21 protein-coding genes and 11 tRNA genes are annotated in these 22,263 nt (G+C 38.6%); 3 read left to right on the top strand and 29 right to left on the bottom strand.

Translation table 11 applies throughout. The annotated features are described in order from the left end of the window. Positions 1-69: 69 nt before the first annotated feature. The gene (locus BBI00_RS19745) at positions 70-2,331 is read right to left on the bottom strand and encodes a hypothetical protein (protein WP_065400561.1); all 2,262 of its coding nucleotides are present in this window, start codon (positions 2,329-2,331) and stop codon (positions 70-72) included. A gap of 149 nt (positions 2,332-2,480) precedes the next feature. On the opposite strand from BBI00_RS19745, the gene BBI00_RS19740 reads away from it, so the two are divergent. The 3 genes from BBI00_RS19740 to BBI00_RS19730 all read left to right on the top strand — a co-directional run bounded on the left by BBI00_RS19740 (position 2,481) and on the right by BBI00_RS19730 (position 4,167). Beyond that, positions 2,481-2,906 carry a MarR family winged helix-turn-helix transcriptional regulator gene (locus tag BBI00_RS19740; RefSeq protein ID WP_065400560.1) on the top strand — a complete coding sequence of 142 codons (426 nt, stop codon included), beginning with the start codon at positions 2,481-2,483 and terminating at the stop codon, positions 2,904-2,906. A 1-nt stretch (position 2,907) separates the two neighbouring features. Further along, positions 2,908-3,210, top strand: coding sequence for a GIY-YIG nuclease family protein (locus BBI00_RS19735; RefSeq protein ID WP_065400559.1), 303 nt, complete (start codon positions 2,908-2,910; stop codon positions 3,208-3,210). A 66-nt stretch (positions 3,211-3,276) separates the two neighbouring features. Beyond that, complete coding sequence (locus BBI00_RS19730) at positions 3,277-4,167, top strand: alpha/beta fold hydrolase (RefSeq protein WP_065400558.1); 891 nt, start codon at positions 3,277-3,279, stop codon at positions 4,165-4,167. Between the two features lie 79 nt (positions 4,168-4,246). On the opposite strand, the gene BBI00_RS19725 is transcribed toward BBI00_RS19730, so the two are convergent. The 28 genes from BBI00_RS19725 to BBI00_RS19595 form a co-directional block, all read right to left on the bottom strand. Next, complete coding sequence (locus BBI00_RS19725; protein WP_065400557.1) at positions 4,247-4,798, bottom strand: 3'-5' exonuclease; 552 nt, start codon at positions 4,796-4,798, stop codon at positions 4,247-4,249. A gap of 113 nt (positions 4,799-4,911) precedes the next feature. Next, a complete protein-coding gene (locus tag BBI00_RS19720; protein WP_065400556.1) occupies positions 4,912-5,454 on the bottom strand; it encodes a 3'-5' exonuclease in 543 nt (180 codons plus the stop codon). An 86-nt stretch (positions 5,455-5,540) separates the two neighbouring features. After that, positions 5,541-6,104 (bottom strand): metallophosphoesterase family protein, encoded by a 564-nt coding sequence (locus BBI00_RS19715; protein ID WP_065400555.1) that lies wholly within the window; start codon positions 6,102-6,104, stop codon positions 5,541-5,543. A gap of 169 nt (positions 6,105-6,273) precedes the next feature. Next, complete coding sequence (locus tag BBI00_RS19710) at positions 6,274-7,218, bottom strand: MBL fold metallo-hydrolase (protein ID WP_065400554.1); 945 nt, start codon at positions 7,216-7,218, stop codon at positions 6,274-6,276. Between the two features lie 168 nt (positions 7,219-7,386). Further along, positions 7,387-8,400, bottom strand: coding sequence for an RNA ligase, Rnl2 family (locus tag BBI00_RS19705; protein ID WP_065400553.1), 1,014 nt, complete (start codon positions 8,398-8,400; stop codon positions 7,387-7,389). A 4-nt stretch (positions 8,401-8,404) separates the two neighbouring features. Then, a complete protein-coding gene (locus tag BBI00_RS19700) occupies positions 8,405-8,968 on the bottom strand; it encodes a DinB family protein (RefSeq protein WP_065400552.1) in 564 nt (187 codons plus the stop codon). After that, entirely contained in the window at positions 8,955-9,338 is a 384-nt protein-coding gene (locus BBI00_RS19695; protein ID WP_065400551.1) for a cyclic-phosphate processing receiver domain-containing protein, read from the bottom strand. The genes BBI00_RS19700 and BBI00_RS19695 overlap by 14 nt, the downstream gene beginning before the upstream one ends. Positions 9,339-9,342: 4 nt before the next feature. After that, positions 9,343-10,128, bottom strand: coding sequence for an ATP-grasp domain-containing protein (locus tag BBI00_RS19690; protein ID WP_065400550.1), 786 nt, complete (start codon positions 10,126-10,128; stop codon positions 9,343-9,345). An 11-nt stretch (positions 10,129-10,139) separates the two neighbouring features. Next, positions 10,140-10,916 (bottom strand): ATP-grasp domain-containing protein, encoded by a 777-nt coding sequence (locus tag BBI00_RS19685; protein WP_065400549.1) that lies wholly within the window; start codon positions 10,914-10,916, stop codon positions 10,140-10,142. Positions 10,917-10,940: 24 nt separating this feature from the next. Then, on the bottom strand, positions 10,941-11,753 hold the full coding sequence (locus BBI00_RS19680; protein ID WP_065400548.1) for an ATP-grasp domain-containing protein: 813 nt from the start codon (positions 11,751-11,753) through the stop codon (positions 10,941-10,943). A 16-nt stretch (positions 11,754-11,769) separates the two neighbouring features. Continuing rightward, the gene (locus BBI00_RS19675) at positions 11,770-12,255 is read right to left on the bottom strand and encodes a ribonuclease H-like YkuK family protein (RefSeq protein ID WP_065400547.1); all 486 of its coding nucleotides are present in this window, start codon (positions 12,253-12,255) and stop codon (positions 11,770-11,772) included. Between the two features lie 194 nt (positions 12,256-12,449). Further along, positions 12,450-12,522 (bottom strand) — tRNA-Phe (locus BBI00_RS19670). Between the two features lie 99 nt (positions 12,523-12,621). Beyond that, positions 12,622-12,697: transfer RNA gene (locus tag BBI00_RS19665), tRNA-Leu, on the bottom strand. Positions 12,698-13,088: 391 nt separating this feature from the next. Further along, positions 13,089-13,160 (bottom strand) — tRNA-Glu (locus tag BBI00_RS19660). A 360-nt stretch (positions 13,161-13,520) separates the two neighbouring features. After that, positions 13,521-13,602 (bottom strand) — tRNA-Cys (locus BBI00_RS23450). Positions 13,603-13,829: 227 nt separating this feature from the next. Continuing rightward, positions 13,830-13,901, bottom strand: a tRNA-Asn gene (locus BBI00_RS19655). 5 nt (positions 13,902-13,906) lie between these two features. Continuing rightward, positions 13,907-13,980, bottom strand: a tRNA-Ile gene (locus BBI00_RS19650). 5 nt (positions 13,981-13,985) lie between these two features. After that, positions 13,986-14,057 (bottom strand) — tRNA-Glu (locus BBI00_RS19645). 6 nt (positions 14,058-14,063) lie between these two features. After that, positions 14,064-14,135, bottom strand: a tRNA-Pro gene (locus tag BBI00_RS23445). Positions 14,136-14,201: 66 nt separating this feature from the next. Next, positions 14,202-14,275 (bottom strand) — tRNA-Lys (locus tag BBI00_RS19640). A 7-nt stretch (positions 14,276-14,282) separates the two neighbouring features. Further along, positions 14,283-14,356 (bottom strand) — tRNA-Ile (locus tag BBI00_RS19635). A gap of 8 nt (positions 14,357-14,364) precedes the next feature. Next, positions 14,365-14,432 (bottom strand) — tRNA-His (locus BBI00_RS19630). Between the two features lie 576 nt (positions 14,433-15,008). Continuing rightward, on the bottom strand, positions 15,009-15,137 hold the full coding sequence (locus BBI00_RS19620; protein ID WP_065400545.1) for a penicillin-binding protein: 129 nt from the start codon (positions 15,135-15,137) through the stop codon (positions 15,009-15,011). A 207-nt stretch (positions 15,138-15,344) separates the two neighbouring features. Further along, entirely contained in the window at positions 15,345-16,367 is a 1,023-nt protein-coding gene (locus BBI00_RS19615; RefSeq protein WP_228394802.1) for a soluble NSF attachment family protein, read from the bottom strand. Continuing rightward, positions 16,357-18,048 (bottom strand): hypothetical protein, encoded by a 1,692-nt coding sequence (locus BBI00_RS19610; protein ID WP_065400544.1) that lies wholly within the window; start codon positions 18,046-18,048, stop codon positions 16,357-16,359. The genes BBI00_RS19615 and BBI00_RS19610 overlap by 11 nt, the downstream gene beginning before the upstream one ends. After that, positions 18,038-20,416, bottom strand: coding sequence for a hypothetical protein (locus tag BBI00_RS19605; protein ID WP_065400543.1), 2,379 nt, complete (start codon positions 20,414-20,416; stop codon positions 18,038-18,040). Before BBI00_RS19605 ends, BBI00_RS19610 begins: the two co-directional genes overlap by 11 nt. Further along, complete coding sequence (locus BBI00_RS19600; RefSeq protein ID WP_065400542.1) at positions 20,407-21,150, bottom strand: hypothetical protein; 744 nt, start codon at positions 21,148-21,150, stop codon at positions 20,407-20,409. The genes BBI00_RS19605 and BBI00_RS19600 overlap by 10 nt, the downstream gene beginning before the upstream one ends. Continuing rightward, positions 21,123-22,256, bottom strand: a complete 1,134-nt coding sequence (locus tag BBI00_RS19595) for an AAA family ATPase (protein ID WP_065400541.1) — start codon at positions 22,254-22,256, stop codon at positions 21,123-21,125. Before BBI00_RS19595 ends, BBI00_RS19600 begins: the two co-directional genes overlap by 28 nt. Positions 22,257-22,263: the final 7 nt, after the last annotated feature.

The following is a 22,263-nucleotide window of genomic DNA, read 5'->3' as shown; positions in this document are numbered from 1 at the left end:
GGCTAAAATAACAAAAAATGACCTTCAGGCTTTAAATTATCCCTCGAAAGTGAATTTTTTAACAAAACTTTATGCTTTTAACAGGAGGTCTATCAACAGTTCTGAATAAAAGTTAACAAAAATTTTTCTTTCTCCCGTATAAAAAAGGTACAGATCTGTAACCTTTCCGGACATCACTTTTCTAAAACTTACATCTTTTACGGAAGATTCTATACTATGACAGGCTATTTCCCTGGTATTCAAATCTATTGAAAAACGGGCTTTGATTCCGAGTCCGGAAAAATCGGTTTCAATCATATTTTTCTGTTTGCTGATGTTATAGAAATACATCTGCGACCGTACCCCCAGATCCGGAACCGCTCTAAGATAGTCTTCCAGAGACTCCTCATTGCTTAAAAAATGATACGTTACATATTCTTCCGCCGCTATTTTAATTTTTGAATCTGATATCAGGAGCGTCATTTCACTTTCTGTTCCGGTTTCATTCCCATACAGCATTTTGCTTATCGTGAAATCATAATACGGAAAGGCCGGATTTTCCGGAACAAGGTCTTTCAGGTTTTTATAATAATCCTGGGAAAGCGGTCCGCTGCCAAAATGTTTATTGTCAAACTTTTCTTTGGAATGATGCTCAGGAAATATAAAACGGTTATCTGTATAGCTTTCTACCTGGCCATGTCTGTTAAAATTTACCGTAATATACTTCCTGCCGAGTAAAGGTGAAACCTGCCCGTACAATGTTTTGCTTCCTGAGATCAATTGTTCTGAAGCAGCATCGTATACTATTTCTGATACGGTTCTGTAATAGTTGTCATATACCACAGTTCCTGAAAATTCTGCATTTCTTCCTTCCCAATAGTCTCTTGTAATAAAATCATACAGAATATAATGATTAACTGTTCTCCGGTTGTAATAGATTTTATCAGAATTATCATGAAAAGTTTCAAGGTCAGGAACCTCTTTCAAATCATCATCATAAGATGAAGTAAGGGTTATATATTTCTGTTCCTTCAGATCCTTACCGGAGTACGCTGTGTATTTTCTTCTTCTTATTAATCTTTTTCCCTCATATGTTTCTTCAGAATACTCATAGAGTCCTTTTATATCTTTTTCAGGGATCTCTTCATCCAGATGATTTTTATAAACGGTCACTGTTACGGGCTGGCTAACTTCCGGAATTTCCGGATCAGCGGATACAAAATACCGTCCATACTCCGATTCAAAGAAACCGTCCTGATGCATCTGGTCTACGCTGTAATAATCACCGTCCCAGTCATCATACAGATCAACACCCTCTGTTGTAAGTTTTCCTTCGGCGTTATATTCAAAATAGGTTGAAAGAGAACTTACCGATCCGGGAAAGTGAGGAAATTTACGGGTGAGTATGATATTTCCGGTACTCCCGTCTAATTCCCTGTAGAATATACGTTTACCCTGTGTATCCATCACCCATATTTCTCTTTTATCTACTTCTGTTTCGTTTTTTTTGTATCGTATAATCTCCCATTTTTTAAAGCCGTTTTTTTCTTCTCTCAGATAATGTACATCAATGAGATAGTTAAGGTCTTCTTTTGAGCGTTTAAAAGGCTGATGATCATCAATAAAATACTCCCTTTGATTCATTTCAAGCCTTTTGAAAGTATCAATTCTCTGAAGCTGATCCTGTATATATACTTTTTTAATAAATTCCCTTTCGAAAAAAGCTTCCTGAAATGTGATTTCTTTCTCTTCATAGAAGGAAAAATAACGTACAGTTTTCTGTTTCAGTTCTTCACCGGAAGGGAAAAACGGGGAAAATTCCAGGTAATAATCCGGAGAAACGGAACTGTTATTTTCTGTTAAGACCTCACTGATATTTTTTATAAATGATTCTTCACCCAGATAGGGCTTCCTTCCATCAGAATAGGTGAATTCACGGTAACCTCCGTCTTTCAGGTGGATGTATTTTTTCTGTTCTGTCCCATACTGGGTAACGGTATAAGATGCTATTTTCCGGCTATCAAAGTATGAGAGATAAATTTCCTCTTTCGAAAGAAGAAAATTTTTATATTGCCTGTCACGAACAAACTGATATGCTCCGGTATTTTCAATTCGTATGATCCGGACACTTCTCAAAAAAGCATGGGCTAAAAGAATTTCTTCATCCGAAGCTTTTTCTTCTCTACCAGGATAAAGAGTAATGGAATCCAGCTGTTCTCTGACCCATAGTTCTGTTTTCTTCAGAACTTCATCCTCATAGATATGTTTAAGGTAGCTATTATTCTCATGGAGACGGTTTTCTTCGAGTATTGCTTTTTGATTTCTTGTGGTATATAGGATTCTTGTTTTCATGATGTCTTAAAAGTACTGAAGAAAATTTATATTTTCAATGGGCACTCAATTTTTAAAATTATTTAATTTTTATTTAAAATAAAAAACTTAATTCATTAAAATGTATATATTTGCAAAATAAAAATACTTGATAACTCAAACATAAATCAATGATAAGCTCCGAATTATTATTTTTAATCAACATCAATAAACTCCAGTCTGTGATCTCCAGAAAGTTTGATGCGCTGAGTGCCCATGGCCTTGGATTCAATGATTTTGTCATTCTTTACATCCTCAGCACGTCTTCTGAAAGTAAAATGCGAAGGATTGACCTTGCGGAAAAGACCGGCCTTACAGCTTCGGGAATCACCAGGTTATTAAATCCACTGGAAAAAATCGGGATGGTAACAAGGGAAACGAATGAAAGGGATGCGAGAGTAAGCTATGTGGTCATTACTCCCAATGGCAAAAAGATATTTGAAGAAGCCATGGTAAGTGCTGAAAATATAACAAAAGGAATCTTACCGCCTAAAAAGAATAAATCTCTGCGTATGGCAGGTGAATTCTTATCTGAACTGGGAGGAAATATATTATGATATGAAAAATACATTGAAACAACAGCTGAGAGAAAAGGCTAAAAATCATAAAATCACTATGGGTGTTCTTGCCCTGAAGAATAATATCAACGGAAAGCAGTATGTACAGGGCGCTTTGAATCTGGAAGCCCTTGAAAACAAAATGAAATTTTTACTGAACGGAGGTTTATTTGTCAACAATTCCCAGCTGCAAAAAGACTGGACTGAATATGGAAGTGATGCATTTTCCTTTGAGACAGTCACCATTATTTATGACCAGGAAAATCAGTATATCAACTACCGTCAGGAAATAAAAAAAGCATAGCAGGTGTATCTTTCCAAGACAGATGTTGAATTTTACTAACATTTTATTTTAAATAATATCATCAACATGAAAACTTTCACAATAGGCAATGTAGATGTATGCTATGAAGTATTTGGTGATAAAAACACTAAAAACATGGTGTTAATCTCAGGATTGGGAAGCCAGATGATCCGTTGGGAGGATTCTTTCTGCCGGCTGCTTGCCTGTCAGGGATTTAGGGTCATCCGTTTTGATAACAGGGATTCAGGAGCTTCTGTTTTTCATGGTCATGAAGAAATTGATTCCGGTAAAAGCATTGAAGAACAGTTTGCCTCATTAACACCCCATACGATCCCTTATTCTTTAATGGATATGGCTCATGATGTGATTGGATTGCTCGATCATTTACAAATTGATAAGGCTCATATTGCAGGGCGCTCTATGGGTGGAATTATCGGACAGCTTCTCGCTTCCTTCTATCCGGAAAGAGTGATAACACTGACGGTCATAATGTCAACTTCCTTACATCCGGATTTGCCCCCCACAGCCCCTGAAGTACTTCAGCTTATGACAAAACCGGGTACTGATCCCGCTGCAAATAAGGAACAGTATATCCGGGAAAGGATATATTTTGCAGAAAAGATTTCAGGCACAAAATATCCGCTTGATCACCATCACGAAAAAGCACTGATTACGGAAGAACTTCGTCGTTCAAAAACCCCAAACGGGATCATCAGACAGCTTATGGCCATGGGATCTTATTGCTATGATCCGGAAGTTCTGAAAAAAATAACGGTTCCGACTCTGGTTATCCACGGAACGGATGATCTGATATTTCATCCGGAGTGTGCCAAAAACCTGGCAGGTTCTGTTTCTTCTTCACAATTAGTTCTTGTAGATGGGATGGGACATTCTATTCCCAATGAATTGCATGATTTCATTGGGGAGACGATAGTAGATTTTACTCAATATCAATAAGGATCATTTGATTAGTCTGATTACAAAAAAGACTCCCTTTTTCAAGAGAGTCTATATAAAAATATTGTTTGAGATCCCTTTAATTTTGATTGAGACACCAGTGCAGGATCCTGGCAATATTCTTTGCATCATCCACGCCTCTGTGATGGGTACCTTCCAGTGTAAATCCCAGTTCGTTCAATGCCCTGTTCATCCCTACACTTTTTCTTACGGCAGGATGAAGTTCACCAAATAAGGTTTTTACATTGATATGATCATCTCCCATCGGATAATCTATATAGAATCTTCTTGCCTGGTTCTGAAGCATATTCAGGTCATAATTTCCGTAGCTTGCCCACGTCAACTCTTCAGAATCGTATTCTACTCTCAGGATATCGAATGCATCCTCGAGCATTATGCCTTCACTATCCAACTTATTTTGGGTAAGGGTGGTCAATTCTGTACAAAACGGGCTTACCTTTGAGAAACGGGGTTTTATTAAAATCCCTTCATTCCTCGAGATTTTTCCGGTCTTCGCATTCATAATGCATACACCGATCTCGATGATCTCGCTTTCCTGACCTCTGGGCGGCCGGTTTTCCCAGCACGTTGCTTCAAGGTCTATAATTAATATATTATCTGTTGTTTTCACTTGTTTAAAAATTTAATTGTTACAGGATGGAAGAGGATGCAGGAAGAGGGAAGTTTTCATAACGTCCAATGTACTTCCAGGCTCCTGCTTCAGCCTTCCAGCCTAATGACTACTTACAAAATTGTACTTAAAATTCTGGCTGTATTGTAAGCATCGTCTGCTCCGCTGTGATGATTTCCTTCAAAATTCATATTCAGATAATCCAGGGCTCTTTTGAGACCCATCGATCTATGAAGCTGAAAATGTTTTCTGAATTCATACATCACATTGAGATAGTGTGTTGAAAAAGGATTTTTAATTCCGAGCCAGTCGCACTGTTCAATGATCTGCTCTCCGTCGAAATTTCCGTATCCTGCCCAGGTGAGCAGTTCTGGGTTATATTCGTCCCTTATTTTCTCACAGGCTTCTTCAAAGTACATTCCTTTTTCTTCTATCAGCTGCGGTGTAATTCCGGTAAGGTTTGTGCAGAATCTGTTGATTTCTGATCTTTCCGGAATGACATAGATGCTTTGTTTCCGGGAAATTGCTTTTGATATTATGTTTAATCTGCAAATTCCTATTTCTATAATATCGACTTTCTGTCCATGTGGGATCCTGTCATTATCCCAACAGGTCGCTTCCAGGTCGACAATTAATATTTCATCTGTTGTTTTCATGTTTATTATTGTTAAAAATCAGAGGTTGGGAAATCGGCTGTTTCCATTGTCATTCATCTACAATTCCCTATTCTCCGGCTCTCAACTCACACTCTCGGTCCAAACGGAGGGGTCCAGCTTTTCTGCTTCATAATTTCTTTGACTCCCTCATAGGAAATGGGATAGAAATTATGGCAGTCTACTCCTACATCGAAGCTCAAAGCTTTCTCATCATCCGGTAACGTTCCGTGTGAATGGCCGTATAACTGCCATACTCCACGGTGTGATCCGTTCCAGGTACGCATGGCGTAATGAAAAAGAATGATCTTCTGTTTTCCGTTATTACTGTCCGGTTCATCAATTCTCAGTTCGTGATAATCTCTGATGGAAGCAAAACGCTTTGGATAGGTCAATGCTGCACCTTCATGATTTCCTTTGATCAGATGGATGTTCCCGTTTAAGCGGTCTAAGATTTCTTTTGTAAAATCCGGTTTTCCGAGGCTCAGGTCGCCTAAATGGTAGACGGTATCTCCCGGTTCAATCCTCTCGTTCCATCTTCTGATCAGTTCTTCATTCATATGTTCCAGGGACTCAAAAGGTCTTTCGGAAAATTTGATAATATTTTCATGACCAAAGTGATGGTCTGCTGTAAAAAATATATTGGGTTTCATTGTTTAATTGTTGTTTATAACTATAAAAAGATCAATACTCTCAATGTCATTTTAACCATAGACTGAAGATCTATATTCATTATGAAAGATGATTCTTCCTTCATCAGAAGAGCAGCTACAATTATAGCTAATGCGTTCATTTTATAGTTCGGGTTTAATAAAATTCTAATTATTTTTTGTGAAATGCTTTATAAAAAGCGGTTTCTATTTCTTCCTGATCGGTTTCGGTATATCTTCTGGAAAAATGGATAGGAATGGCTTCTTTCACCTTACATTCATTCATGATCTTTCCTGAGGCAGAAGCGAAGCTATGGTAATTCAGTTCTGCAAAATCCTGATCTGAATCTTTGTAAAAGCTTTCGATATATACCAGATCCGCTTCTTCAAAAACTGCCTTTATTTTCTCATAATTCTCTTCAGATGCAGCATGATCCATGATCACTCCCAGTTTAAATCCGGGGTTCCGGGTCAGCAGAGAAAATAAATCTTCTGCTTTATACACGGTTTCTTCGATCTCAATTTCCTTATTGGGATCATTATTTTCAAACGCTGATTTCAGTTCGCTGATCCATTTTCCTTTTCTGAATCCGGAAGCATTTTCATTAAAAGTGACTGAATCTTTTTCTTTGAACAGATAAGCAACAGAGTCTGTTTTGTGGTCCAGAACGGCAAAATCTACATTGACATATTCATCTTCATAAAGGAAATTCTGAGTCTTTACGAATTCAAGATTCCAGTGAGGAGGACGAAGGGTATACACATTGATCTCTTCTTTTGAAATGATCTCGCGGATCTCATATTCAATCGCTTTTTCATCGATCAGATTCCAGGTGTAAGATTTCAGTCTCGCTTCTACCTGCTGATGGATATTCGCAGGACCACAGATCACCACTTTTTCTCCGCTTCCGATCTGATGTCTGAAAATACCGTCGAAATTTGAAAAATGATCGATATGGGTATGGCTGATAAACAGCACTGATACTGACTGTACTTCTTTTACCGTCAATAAACTTGCTTCACCGCAATCGCATAAGTAGTGCTTTCCGGAATTCGGAACTTTTATTAATATACTGATGTCTTCTTTTAAAAGACTTTTTATTTCTGCCTGTAACATTTTCTTATTTTTTTAACTACCCGTCAATCTTTGACTATTCTTTTTTTCAGAGAAGGAAAAATTGACGTCTTCAACTGAAATTTTATGAAAAAATACGTCTATTCAACGATTTTCCGGGATATGGTTAAGTTTATACATAAAAAAGTTCCGGTAAAAATTTACCGAAACTTAAACTTTAAGAGTCATCAACTCTTCTTTTACAAGACTGATCACCAAAGTATTCAGCTTTTTGTTGATCCATTTCTGCTCTTCTTTTTCAATGGCTGTAAAAACTGCCGGGAAATCTTTTTCAAAATCTTCCAAAATATCCTGGGCAAACAGACCAATTACCTTACCTGTCATTTTAGGTTCGAATTCGCCAATCTTGCTTACAACATTATTCAACCGGTTTACCGTTACATATCTTTGGATCTCTTCCCAGATATTTTGAGCGGTTTCGCTGAAATGAAGGTGTTTCTGAACAGTTTTCTCCTGTTTTCTGACCATTTTTGACTTTTCTATCCACTTTTCGTTTTTATTTTTCAGAATTACTCTTGCACCATTTCCGAAATATCTGGTCTTTAAAGTCTTAATAATGGTCCCCTCACACATATTGTTTAATTCAGGAAGGCCAAACCAACCCGGAATTTTTGAATTGAAAACATTGGGAAACCTCAGAGCTTCCTCCAGCGTTCCCTGGAACAAGGTTCTTGCATAGAAAAATCCTGTTTCCTCAAAAATCCGGTTGATGATTTCCGTATCCAAATAGGTAATTCCGTTCAGCTTAATATCAAAGGCGTAGAAGTCATTGTGTGGTGCATATTCAATTCCTTTCTGCACTTTCACAGCATCTTTTACGGGTTCTACCTCTTTATGTTTATAACCGCCTCCGAACAATTCACCGTAGATCACTACAGTTTCAACATCCGGATACCTGTTTTTTACCTTCCGGAACACTTCTATTACATTTTTTCTGTAACGTTCCAGAATCTGATGTGCATTGAAAAATTTTTCATCCTTTTCGATGAAAGCAGTTCGTTTCCCGATCTTAATTTCCTTTCCGTCGGTAAAGAAAGAGAAATTAGCTCCGTGAACTTTTTCCTGTACAATGAAAACCTCATCCCCAAAACCCTGTAATCTGATCTGATCGATCACACGGGTCTGGTAAGCATTTTCTATAGAGTTATATGTTTTGAAAATCATTTCTTTAATTTTTTAATCGTTCCCTTTCGTTATTTTCCATCTGGGTAAGGTGTCTCTGAGCATGAAGAGAGAGGAAATAAATGTATTCATACACGTTTATTTTTCCCAGTTCATTCACCGTCATCATTGTTTTGTAAAGAAGGCCCTGTCCCTTTTTCATCAGATCCAAATACCTCATACACTGATGATACTGCTGAGTAATTAAGTTTCTTATTTCACTTGATTCTATTTCTCCTTTCGGTTCCATATGTTCCGGTCTTATCCATTCAAAGGCTCCATATTCACCTACTTTTTCAAAATATTCTTTATTGAAGCTGTAGTTTCTGATTTCGGATTCCAGATCCAGATCAGGGGCATTCCGCATTGCTTTCTTCGCTCCTTTCTCAATGAGGATCAGCAGGTAGAAATTCGTAAGATAAATATGTTCCAAAATCTGCCGAACCGTCCAGCCTCCATGAGAAGGCTTATAGTTCAACGTGTCTTTATCTTTTTCAAACCACCTGTCAACTTCACCGAAACTGAGTTTCAGATGAGCTTTGATATCCTGAATCAATCTAAAAATATCCATTACAATTTTTAAAGTTTTCTAAAAGACTGATAATATTTTTCTTTCCTACAGGGTTCATGGAATGACAATGGAATTCGGGTAAATCCAAATAGTTTTCCATACAGTATTCGGTAAGCCATTTTGCACAATCGTAGCCTGTTTTTTCTACAAATTCCTGGGCGTCCGGTTTCAGATAATGTTCATCGGCAAGGTCATGGTCAAAAGAGATCATTTCCGGAAGTCCTTTTTCCAAAATCCTGCTGACAAACTGCCCGTAATTCCGAACGATATGCCAGTCGCTTCTGAGGAAAATATCCTGTTTAGTGTAATGATAGGCCTCAATGGGATATCTCACATCATCCAGAAACAGTAATCTTTTGGTCTTTTCCATTGTTTTAATTTTTATGAATCCAATCTACCACAGTTTTCAGAAAATGTAATCTTACTTCTTCAAATCTTGTGATGTTCGGAATGTGATTGATCTCCAGCAAATGTTTTGTCCCCTCTTTCTGAACGATGTAATCATTGGCGATCACCGTCATTCCTATCTTTTCTTTTAAAGTAAGGGTATCTTCAAGAAGTTCAGGATCAATTTCCATAAATCCGGCATCATCAGGATGAATTGACTTGAGCCATGTACCTCCTTCCAGTTTTATCTGCCAGGATTTTCCACCGATATTTAAAATTCTTACCGCTTCCCCTTCAAAATAAGGTTCAAGAACTGCATTTTCTGAACTTTCCCAACTTCCTGTGAACTTATGTTTATTCTCTCCACAATGCCAGTTGCCCCATTTGGCGACAAGTTCAGTTTCTGTATTCACATAAGCGCCTTCAGAAATAAATCCTCTTGGAGAATTAAATTTTGAATATTTCATCGCTCTGGCCAGGCAAGGAATTTTCAGCCTGCAATCCAGCATTCCATGAGCATCAGGAAAACAGGGTCCGTTCCACAACGCCAGTCCGGCAATGAAGTCAAGATCTTCTTCAAAGATGCCATGATACACCACTTTGTCTACCGGAAGCATTCCTACCCCCTGAGCTTTTTCTACATACAATGTTCCGTCAATCACTTTTATTTTCGGAATTGACTGATGCCAGATCATGAGGCCGTCATAATGTTTCCTTATATATTCGTATTCCTGCTCGTGTAAGCCTACAACGGCTATTCTATTGTGAGTCATAGTATTATTTTTTATTTTGAAAAGTAGATGTTCAATGCTTTGATCACACTTTTCACATTGGTATTGGGATAAAATCCTGAGCTGTTGATACAGTTGATTTCAACGATCTTCCAGCCTTCATCTGTTAAACAGATATCCATTACAAAAGCTTCTGCCAGATTGAAAATCTGAATCATTTCATTGGCAAACCTGAATCCGTCATCTGAAACTTTTTCTTCAAAGGGTGCATTGTCATTAAATTTATAATATCCACCATCAATGATCTGCCCGCCTACGATCCAGAGCCTGGCTTCTTTTATAGTCCGCCTGACTTCAGAAATCTGAACAAGAGATTCCCGGGTAATTCTATTGGTTTTAATTTCCAATGCTTCAAAAACAAAGTCTTTCCATTCTGATTCTGTGAATACTCTTCCTGTGAAGATCTTTGCTTCGCTGTAAGGTTTGATGAATTTTGTCTCTCCTTCTTTCCAGCTCAGCCCTTCAGAGATTTTATGAACGGAAACTGTGTGATTCAGAAGATTTTTACCATAATGCCTGGCATATACCTCATACAGGTGGTTGCCTCCGTAAAAAGAACCGGGAAACCAGTCTGAATTTTGTGTAGCCAGTCTTGCAATGGTTACCGAACCGTATACAAAAACATCCTTACGGTCTGCTTCAAATTCTATTCTTTCTGCGGTTGGCGGAATATTAATGACCTCATAATCAATGTTCAATTCTTCCAATGCATCAAAAATTTTAGGGTGATCCGGATCTAAATATACATTAGCCTGGATTAAAAAAAACATGGTTATTATTTTTTAAAGGTTCTTTTATTTTCTTTTTACAATATTGGCCAATTCCAGTTTTGCATCTTCAGGAAACCCTGAAAGACCTGGAATATCATTGTATTCTAAAATTATTTTTTCTCCGTTGTCTGTTTCCAGTACATCAATGGCCACAATATCTGCTTTGATTTCAGACTGTAACAGTTTTACTTTCTCTACCCATTCTTTTTCCGGCTCAGTCATCTGATATTCCTGGGTCAAAGAATTAGCTTTCCAGTACTTCCCTCTTCTTTTCATGGCCCAAACCTTATCATGTACGGCCAGATACCGGATATCATATCGATAGTCAATAAACTTTTCAATTGTTACATAGTCCTGGTGAATAAAAAGAAGGTCTTTCAACTCTTCCCATTGCGCATCATTTGTTACCAGGCTTTTGCCATAACCACCGTGATGGTTTCCAACTTTAATTACAAAAGGAAATTCTATCGCCAGATTTTTCAGTTGTCTGGTGCTGGTAGCCGTATTGAAATCTATAACAGGTAATCCGAGCTTTTTCATTTTATTCAGCATTGATAATCTGTCATATCCAACTAATAATGTTGAAGCTGAATTAACACAGGGAACTCCTGAATAATCGATCAATTCGAGAATATTTCTGTGTTTGGCTTCAGGATTCACCGCTCCCAGTCTCCAGAAAATCACATCCGGTCTGCAGACGCCATCTGCATCCACAACATATAGGGAAGAATCTTTTACGAGAAATTCTGAGGTCTGAACTTTCTTCTGAACCACTTCATATCCTGAAAAATACTCTTTCCAGTAATTTTCCCCATTGATTATTAAAATTGTTTTCATGTTTATATTCAAAAGATTATACCATCATATCAGCACAGTTGGAGCTAGCAAAAGCAAAGGGTTTTGCTTTAAACACATATCCCATTCCCAGAATATATCCCATTGCGTCTTTCAAAGCAACGTTGGATTTGAAATCCGGGTCGGTATTAATGTCTGCGTGTACCTCCATTTCCACACCATAAGCATCCAATACAGAACAGATAGCGTATGCAATCTCTACGGATTTGTTAACTTCATTCAGCATTCGCTCCTTGATACTGATACTCTGTATTTCTCTTTCTTTTCTGATAAAGGTAAACGCTCCTTTTCCTTCACGAATAAATACTACTGCCGTAGCATAATTGATGGCCTCTCCGTATACATGAGAGTCTGATCCCACACATACTTTCAGACGGTGTCCGTTAGCTAATTCGCGAATGATGGCTTTTTCTACCAGCTGCGTGATAGAGTCCTGGAAAATTTTTCCGTTCATATTCTGCCATGTTTGTTGTTGCGTTTCCATTTTTTCTACATGTTTTAAATTATTCTATGTCTGTTTATAATTCATACTGATTGTTGATAATGACCAGGAGCTGTTTTTCTAACCTCCAGCCGATATAGATGATGAGTAATAAGTAATCGGTAATGAGTAATACTAAAAAACCTGTCAGGTATCCAATGATTACTCATTGTTCATTAAATATTGCTCATGTTTAGCGGAACAGACAGGAATCGAACCTGTACCTCTAGTTTTTCAGACTAGCGTGCAGACCTGCTACACCACTCTTCCGGACGTTATAAGTAATAAGTAATCTGTAATGAGTAATACTAAAAACCTTACCGGTATCCAATAATTACTCATTGCTCATTAAATATTGCTCATCTTTCGTGGTACGGGAAGAGGGATTCGAACCCCCAAAAGCTTGATCCTAAGTCAAGAGTGTCTGCCATTCCACCATTCCCGCAGTTTTTTATAAGTAATGAGTAATGAGTAATGGGTAATAAGTCATATGATAACGATGTGTTTATCATAGTTACTGACTGCTTATATTTCAGGTTTGAGAAAGCTCTGTCTATATTTATAAACTATGCCTGCTATTATTTGTAAAGATCTTCTGCGCCTGACCAATCTTTCTCTTTTCCTAAATTGTGTATAAGTGATCATTAATCATCATTACTTTTTTGTTTTAAGAAAATAAAAGGCTGTCTCTGTTTTTATTAACTAAAGATCTTCTGCGCCGGACAGGCCTTTTCTTTTCTTATTTTTTGTGAATGAAAACCGGCCAATTATTTTTCAAATTTGAACTTTCATGGTATTATTGTCAATTAAGTATTGACCAGTTCATTCACATTGAGTACTCTATAAGGGAATCGAACCCTTGTTTTCTGCTCGAAAGGCAGGCGTCCTTACCGTTAGACGAATAGAGCATTAAAACCTACTGACCAGGAATCGAACCTGAACAACAAGAGTATATTTCCTGCATGCTGCCGTTACATTATCAGCGGTGTGTGGAAGTAGTAGGATTCGAACCTACTCAGCAATGAAGCAACAGATTTTAACTCTGCTTATTTTCATTTTTCAAAGGAATCGTTCAATTCGTTCCTCATGTCAGTCTGCCCCAACTTCGGCGTACTTCCGGATTAAATTCCTGCTAAAAAAAGAAAAGGCCTGTCTGTATTGAATGTTTGGCTAAAGATCGTCTGCGCTCGACAGCCTTTTTCTTTTATTAATAAAGGATATTTCATAAGAGTGATATTTTTCTTCCTGATATCTGATCTCTTTTATTGAGATGGTTATGGGATTCAAACCCACTCAGTTTACACAACGGTTTTGCAGACCGCCCCGACTCTTCCACTTCGGCGAACCATCAGATAAAAAAAACAAAGTCTGTCTAAAATTGTTGATATAAGAACTTCTGCGCTCAACAAACTTTATTTTTACCTAAAATTTTATAAATGATATGCCTATTTAAATTCTAACTGTGATGTTTGAGAAAAGGAAAGCCTGTCTGTATTTTTCGTGTTTGGCGTAAAGATCTTCTGCTCCCGACAAACTTTCACTTTTTTCTTCTGAAACAATTAACATTTAACTAGTTGCGATTTTGGAAAGACTCGAACTTTCAACTTCCGGTTTAACAGACCGGTGCTCTGCCATTGAGCTACAAAATCATCTGTAGTTTCGGAAGGACTCGAACCTTCAACCTTCGACGTATCAGGTCGATGCCCTAACCAATTGAGCTACGAAACCTTCTGTATTCCATAAGGGAGTCGAACCCTTGTCGTCCGGTAGAAAGCCGGATGCACTTACCACTATGCTAATGGAACCAATAGTCTGGAAAGCAAGATTCGAACTTGCGACCTCCTGCGTCCAAGGCAGGTAAACAACCACCGTTATCTTTCCAGTTCTGAGGTTCATTTCTGCTTCTTCTCCGGGAGACAGCCGGATCGGAAACATACCATGAACCTTTGTAATCCCAGAAAGATTTGAACTTTCAACCCCCGGTTTAAAAGACCGGTGCTCTAACCATTTGAGCTATGAGATTGTATCTGTAATCCCAGAAGGACTCGAACCTTCAACCTTCGACGTATCAGGTCGATGCTCTAACCAATTGAGCTATGAGATTGTATATTTTGGGTATCTCCGGGGATCGAACCCTGTTCTCCGGTTCCACAGACCGGCGCTTTACCAAATAAGCTAAAGAAACCATAAAAAAAGCGCCTCTTTTCGGGAGGCGCTTTATATTATTTTTACGTAAGAGATCATTAGCTGACCCACGTATATAAGCACCTTTCATCCACAATTTCACTTCCAAGAATACACAATCCTCCTGCCGGCTCCTGGCCGAATAGTTCTGAATGTAGATTGAATATGTTGTGTAACTGTTTCATTTTATTTTTGTTTGTTTCTAAATTATTTTTAATTGAATCCTGAAAACCTGTTGCTTTCAATTTTCGGTTGCAAAGTAAATATGATTTTTTTTAACTCGCAAATAAATTTTCAATTCAACTATCTGAAAATCAATTAATTAAATTAAATTTTAAGCATAAGAAAATTCTGTCCGCAATACTTTGCGGATTCCTTAAATACCTAAATGACTGTCTCTCACTGGGTTACTTATCACTCTTTATTTGCTTATTAATTGTTCATTTTGATTTAAAAAATTTTCATGTTTATGGTTATTTTTTTTCATTCTAAATAATTTCTGACCTAAAAAACAAAAAACGCCTCGAAAAATCGAGGCGTTTCTGCTATATTTTGATTAAATTTTTACGAGTTTACAGTAAATAATTTCCAAAGTCAGCACATTTCGCCTCATTCCATATCACCCCATCATATCCGAATAATCCTTTATTAGAAGGACTTTCGAATAGTTCTGCATTGATATGTGCTCTTTGTATTGTCATAATTTTCTGGGGCAAAGATAAATCTTTTTGATATTATTTTATAATTTTTCTAAAGCAGAGTAATAGAACAGAGTCTGATAATGGCCTTTGTACGAGTATTTGATAATCTGAATTTTGGCTAAAACCGATGGAATTTTGGTTTATTTTAATTTAGCCGGGCTAAAGCCCGCCTCTACTGATCCAATCATGCAATAAGATCTTTTACCTTCAATTCCTAAACATCTTATTCCTCCCCGTTTTAAACCGTGAAATATCTTTCAGGATCACCTCATCATCCGGATTAAAGTATTTCAGTTCATTCACAATCTCTGAGCGGGTCTCCACTTTTTCGGAAATAATCTGATATGCAATATTTCTGGTTGTCATCTGTAATGCCGGGTCTTTTTTAAATTCATATTTCATTGCATCAAGGTAGATGATCTTTTTGTGAGCAGGTGTTTTCTCATACAAGTCCCTGATTTCTGTATCCAGTTTTTTCACATCAAAAATATTGGCAAAATAATTATTCAGACAGTTGAACGGATCTTTGTCTTCATTCCAGCCTTTCAGTAATATTTTCTGGGCTTCATCCGTGTTTTCCATCTTTTTACGATAGATAAGGGACGCTTTTACCATCTGATGACTGGAGATATAATCATCGGCAACCATCTGATAATAAGTGTGAGCATTTTTAAGATCGTTAATTTCTTTATAGAGATCCCCCACTTTTTCTTTCTGCTGCATTTCCTTATAAAGATCAATGGCTTTTTTGTACTGTTTCGCTTTTTCGTAGCAGGCTGCAGCGTTCGACTTATTTTTTAATTTCTTAAGATACACTGCTGCGGCTTCATTATAAAATCCGCCGTCTTCCAGGGTTTTGGCGCCTCTGTAATGATCCTGAAGAAGATTCATATAGACCTGGGCTGCTTTTTTATAGTCTTTTTCAGCAATATATTTCCCGGCAAGTTCCTCATATTTACTCCGGATTTTGTCGAAAAGGGAATTTTCCAGATAGAAGCTCCCGCCGCCGGCCCCTCTTTTTCCTGCCCTGCGTTCATTGCGTTCTTTATCTTTTAAAGAAGTGATGACGAGAAGGATGATAAAGGCTACCACAAGAAAGATCACCAATGTCCCGATAACGCTCCAGAAGCTTTCATGGAACAGCTGGGCTGCGATTCCGATGATCTTAAACATAGCCAGCAGCACAAAGGCTGCCATAAACTTATCTATAAATTTCTGCTTATTCATCATCTTCGGAATTTAAAATGGTTTTATCTTCTCTGAAAAGGCGGTAGAGAAGCAGCATCACACAAATGACCAGCACCCATACAAACCAGTTGTAGCCGAACATTTTCACCAACGGATAAAACAGATACACCAACATGGCCACAAGTATTGCTATCAAAAGGATCTTTACCCAGGCAGGAACATTGTCACCACCCAGATTCAGCGATTTATTTTTAAATAAGAAAGAATACAGTCCGACACCGGCTATCATCAATATAACCATATAGAGAATATCTGATACAGGAGCCTTTGTTTCCAGCGGAGTGCCTTCTGTACCGATAGTTTTTACTTTAGACTGATCAATGGATGCCGAAGAAGGATCTGCAATATCTATGGTACCGTACAGTCTTCCCAATGAATCTGCCATCAGTACCTGTCTTTTCTTTACAAGATATCCTACAACCTCTCCGTTTACAGGTTTCCCCTTAGTAAACTGTTTCAGGGAATCTGATATTTTACGTTTCAGCTTTTCTGTTTTCTGCTCAATATGTTTCCTGATCTTTTTTGTATAAATTATTTTTAAAGAATCCCTGCTCTTTTTTTCATGGTTCACAAGCTTTTCGACGTCTTTTCCAATTTCTCCTACCTCTCTTCCGCCGGCTTTTTTATAATTTTCTTTGGCTTCTTTGGTTTTGGATTCAATGATTCCGGCATTGATCAGTTCTTTCGACAGCCCTTTTCTTTTCTGATGATACATAGAGTCGATCTTCTGATCAATTTCAGAGATCCCGGACTGGAATGCCAGCATATCTGCAGGTGCTTTTACAGCATCAGTGACAATCTTTCCTGAAGAAACGATTTCGTTCTGCTCCGATTTATTTTTATCCGATGGTAATGCTATTCTTAAAACAATTGCCACAACAATAATTGCCCAGAATATCCTCCGAAAGTTTCTGGTACCCGGGCTCTCCGGCTTACCGCCTGAATTTCCAAACAACCCTTCCAGCCATGTGAATTTTGCAAAGCCATCCCCTCTGGAAGTTCCCATAATGTCTAAAGGTACTCCCAGCTCTATGGCTCTTTCAGGATATTTTTCAATGTATGCGAGATATTTTTCAATTTCCTTTTTATTACCGGCCATCACCTTTTTCAGGTCAAACGGAAGATTGCTCATCCATTCTTCTTCAGTTGGTTTGGATTGTAATGTTTCCAGTACTTTTTCATCATCCATTTCAACGGTGTAGCTTTCTATTTTCTGAGGAATTGTAACACCCTTCAATGGTCTTCTGATATTTTCTTCTATTTTTCCGGGTTCCTGAATGAATGAGATCCAGTCTGCTTCTTCGGACAGTTTTACCAGCCCGAAGTCAGGATGCATAATGATAAAACGGGAATCCAGCTGCTGCCAGTCCTCAGGATTGATTTTTGGGTAGAATGTGGTGTTTTCAGGAATGAATAACCGGTCATCTACACATTGAAAGTAAGCATTACGGCCGATTTCCTGGGGTGTATGCTCCGTAAAAACGAGAAAACATCCATACAACACATTCGGGCTGTCTGCCGGGATCGCGTACGACTTTACATAACTCAGGTGTATCCCGAGCGTTTCCATCTCCTGAAGCCATATCAAAGGGGAAGAACCTTTGATCAAAAGTCCTCTTCTGGGATAATTGTTTTTCGGAAAAGGTTTAATTCTAAGCTCCATAATCCAAGATCTGTTCTATAAATGCTTTTAAAAACCGGTCACACATCTCATCCATTGTTTTTACTTTCAGCAGAGAATGTTCCGGCAGATAATATTCCGATCCCCCAAATTCTGTATACGTAGCCAGGGAAAGGAATCCGCCAAGTGTGGAGGGGATAAAAAATTCTTCAATACTTTTATTACTACTCCTGAACGTCAACATTCCCCGGGAATCTGTGATGATTTCGCTTCCATCGGGAAAGGTAAATTTATTTTTGTTCTGCTCAGCAAAAACTGTTATCTCATATTTGTTTTTGGAAAAGTCCAGCAGGTTTTCATCCGGGCTGTAGAGTTTATTCCCTGAAACGACGAGATCTCCATACATATTGATTCCGACCTTATTAAAGTTGTTGATAATTTTCAGTCCGCTCCGGTTCAGTTTTTCAACCTCTGCTACTGCTTTTGTATTGTTTTTATCAATTTCTTTATCTTTTCCGGAAATGGTTTCTACCGACAGATTTCCTTCAATATTTATTTTATACAGTAAAGGATTGGCATACTGGTGAAGATAAAAGCTCTTCCCAAAATAAATAAGCTCATAAGAATCCGGAATGTTTAATCCGGTAACATTCTGTTCAGAATATTCTTTTGTATTTAAGTTCAGCTTGGATATTAGCTTTTTAGCCGGCTGATACTGACAAAGAATAAAGTGCTGCTGTTTATTTTTTGCTAAGGCAAATTTCCCGGCCGGTTTTATGGAGATATTTTCAAACAGGACTTCACATCCGTGATAGGTTTTATAATAATCATAGGAATGCTTGTCATAATAATTATCAGAAAGGTAAGTTTTCAGCAGCTGTTTTTTTGAGCTTAAAATAAAAAATTCTCCCTCGTATAAAAACTGTGCGATCTTATTGACCGGAGCCGGAAATAAGATCGGGTAATTTTGCGGAAGATCGGTTTTCTTTCCATTCAGATTGATGCCGGCTGCTTTCTGCTGCGGAGGATTGGCCCAAAGTTCCTGAAGAGGCAGTTTTATTTTTTGAATATGCTTTCTTGTTCCTTTATGATGTTTATAAAAATTAAGTTCACCATCTGAAGTAGTGGTTACCAAAAATTTGAGACGGTCTCTATTCTGATGAACGATCCGCTGAATTTTTTCATCGGCCATATTTTCCTGATGGGTAATAAAAAAAACTTCAATGTCTTTTTCGGTGTGCTGTTCACTGAAAAATTTTCCCAAAGCTTCTGACACTTCCAGAACCGGGCTTACCTGGTTAAGGTTGTCAACAACATCTTCTACTTTTTGAAGAGAAACCGGAAGCGCTGCCTGCCCCAGAGCCATTACTTTACATTGAGAATGTGCTTTCGGATGCCTGATGATGGCTATGGCAGATGCAAAAGCCAATACCTTCGGTGTTCCCCAGTTTCTCAGGGAAGTGTCGATCAGGATTATTCTTTCAAAAATATTTTCTTCAGGCGGAATTTCCCTTTGAATATAAAGTGCTTCATTATTGGCCACACGGTTCATGAAGACCTCATCTTCATTGGCAAATTCTGAAAGAAGCATCCTGTGGAAATCTCCTTTGTTGGTCATATCTGAAATTCCTCCTACAGGCTGTTCACCGGGAGAGAGATGACGCATCGGAATTTTCAGTCCGCTCCAGATTCTTTTAATCAGGCTTCCTACCTGGAACGTTTTCGGTTCCTCAATCAGCTCGCGGATAAAATCGTTGTCTGTATCTGCCGTTGTTTCTTCCTCTATGACTTCATCATCCAGTTCCGGTTCTTCAATAAAGCCTTTCATAGCATCCATAATGGACTGGACGGTAGGAAATTTTTCATTCAGATCCAAAGCGCTCAGATCCCGGTTTAAAACGGAAGGCCCGGCATGTTGTTTTTCTGCACTTACGGCGAGCTCATAGGGCCTTTTATAATAGACCTTCAGGTTCGCATCAGCAAAAAGGGCAGATATCCTGTTGTGACCATTATGAAACAGCGTCTGCAGCAATGCAACTTTATTTTGTTTCTGCTTATAAATTGCAGGAAGTGACCGTATTTTCTCAAGAAATTCAATTTCTTTTTCTGCATTGAATTCGAAATTTCCTGTGCTGTAAAAATCTGCAGTGCGTCTCAAAGGACCTGCAAAATCTACATACCCGTCCTGCATCGCATATAAAACCATCAGCAAAGCCCCGAATGGCGGCCATCCCTGCGGTTGAAGCTCTTTAAGAATCTCCATGACATAAGGCCTGTAAGCAATTGCTCCCACCCCGGGTACCGAGAGGAGGTTATAATCATTATATCCGGCATCACCGGGAATATCTTCATCGGTCTTCCATTCCCAGAAATAGTTTTCGTAGGACTGGAAATAGGTCCTTAGTTCCATTCTTTTGATTTTTCAGTAAGGCGGAATGAACTGATGGAAAGCGGCCGGAAATCTGTACTTTTTATGGAAAGACAATTTCCGTTTTCATCCCATAAAAGCCATCCCTCTGATTCTTTATTGTATTTCTGCTGCAGCAGCCTGCTTAGATTTTTAAATTCAAAATCCAATCCGGCGGGCAGTAAATGGCCGTCTTTGCTCCAATAGGTCTTCCCCGGTAAGCTTAATAACGGAGTTCCCAGAAACAGTGCTTTATCTCCTATCACTGTCCATTGTATTTTTTCAAGCTTAAATTTCGGAATGGCAGCCATGCTTTCCCTGATTTCAGATAATGGGCTCAATAAGGCAATTACCGGCTGCTCTTCAAGACTTTCCGTCAATGCGACATGAATTTTTTCATCAATTCCGAAATAATTGTTATTGGATACCGGGAAAGTAAGGCGCAAAGCTTTATCAATCGGTGTCCAGAGCAATGCAGTTCTCACTTTTCTGCTGGGAACCAATGCATCTTTTCTGAATAAAAGGCCGTCACGAAGCTCGTACAGGATAAAATCCGGCAGCTGCTGTATTTCCGGAGCCACAGCCTGTTCGTCTGTAAAGCCTTTCAGCCACAGGGTTTCATCTTCCATTGCAATCTGAACATTTTTCCAGTCTCTGATTGAGCCCAGAAAATCTTCATCAGCACGGGGAAGTTCTGCCCAGAATTCTTTTATATGCTTTGAAGGATTTTCTGCCATAAGCTTTCAATTTCTTGCTGAATATACTGCTTCTGCTCAGGATTCCTGATCCAGTCACAACGGGTCTGCAGGTATCTCAGTTTATCTTTAATTACATTCTGTTCTTCAAAGCTCACGGGGCCGGCATTCCACTTATCCACCAGGATTTTCACGTCTTTCATCACCTCTTCCGGATCCGGTGTTTTGTTCTGCATTGCCTGCGGATGTGATTTCGGATGGTCATCTTTTTCTATGGTCCTGTTAATGATTCCTTCCAGAATTTCGATCTGCTCTTCCGTATCCCAGATATGCTTCAGTACCCAAAGGTCAGAAAGTACCGCTTCGTTTCTGCCACAGATCAAAGCGCTTGCGGCAATCAGGTTCTGCAGTTTTACCGCTCTACGGTCAGAAATGGCAATCCCCGTATTCCTGAGGCTCATGATGGTATTCAGGTACACCTCATAAATCGGTTTCAGATCTACTGTACGGCACAGGTTCTGAAGCTCTTTTATTTCAGCAGCATGAATTTCCGGTACTTCCGTTTCTTCTTCATTTTCCAGCTTTCTTCCGGCTAAAAGTACCTGCTGCAATAATTCAGGGTTTACATAATCTACATTGATTCTTACCAGAAAACGGTCGAAAAGGGCATTCAGGGCTTCATCTTCCGGAAGTACGTTACTTGCTCCCACAAACATGAGTGCTGGCAAATGCTTGGTTTCTTTTCCTCTTTTGAATATTTTTTCGTTGAGTGCCATCAGGAGCGAGTTCAGGATCGCTGAATTGGCGTTGAAGATCTCATCCAGAAATACCATGGAGGCTTCCGGCATCATCCCTTCCGTATTGGTGAGAAGCTCGCCTTCTTTTAATTTTCTGATATCAAAAGGACCAAAAATCTCGTTCGGTTCGGTGAAACGGGTTAGCAGGTATTCAAAATTTTTTCCATCCTTTACGGTCTTCGCCAATGTTCTTACAATGGCTGATTTGGCGGTTCCAGGAGGTCCGTATAAAAAAGCATTTTCCCGTGCCAGCAGACAGATTCCGAGCAGGTCTACCACATCATTTTTCCCTACAAATGTATCTTTCACATAGGTAAGGGCTGTATTAAGTTTATTGATATTCTGAGTCATTGATTTA

It is taken from the genome of Chryseobacterium arthrosphaerae (genome assembly GCF_001684965.1).
In the GTDB taxonomy this organism is placed as follows: domain Bacteria; phylum Bacteroidota; class Bacteroidia; order Flavobacteriales; family Weeksellaceae; genus Chryseobacterium; species Chryseobacterium arthrosphaerae.
Note: the sequence above shows the minus strand (reverse complement) of the source record. Positions and strands in the feature narration are given on the sequence as shown.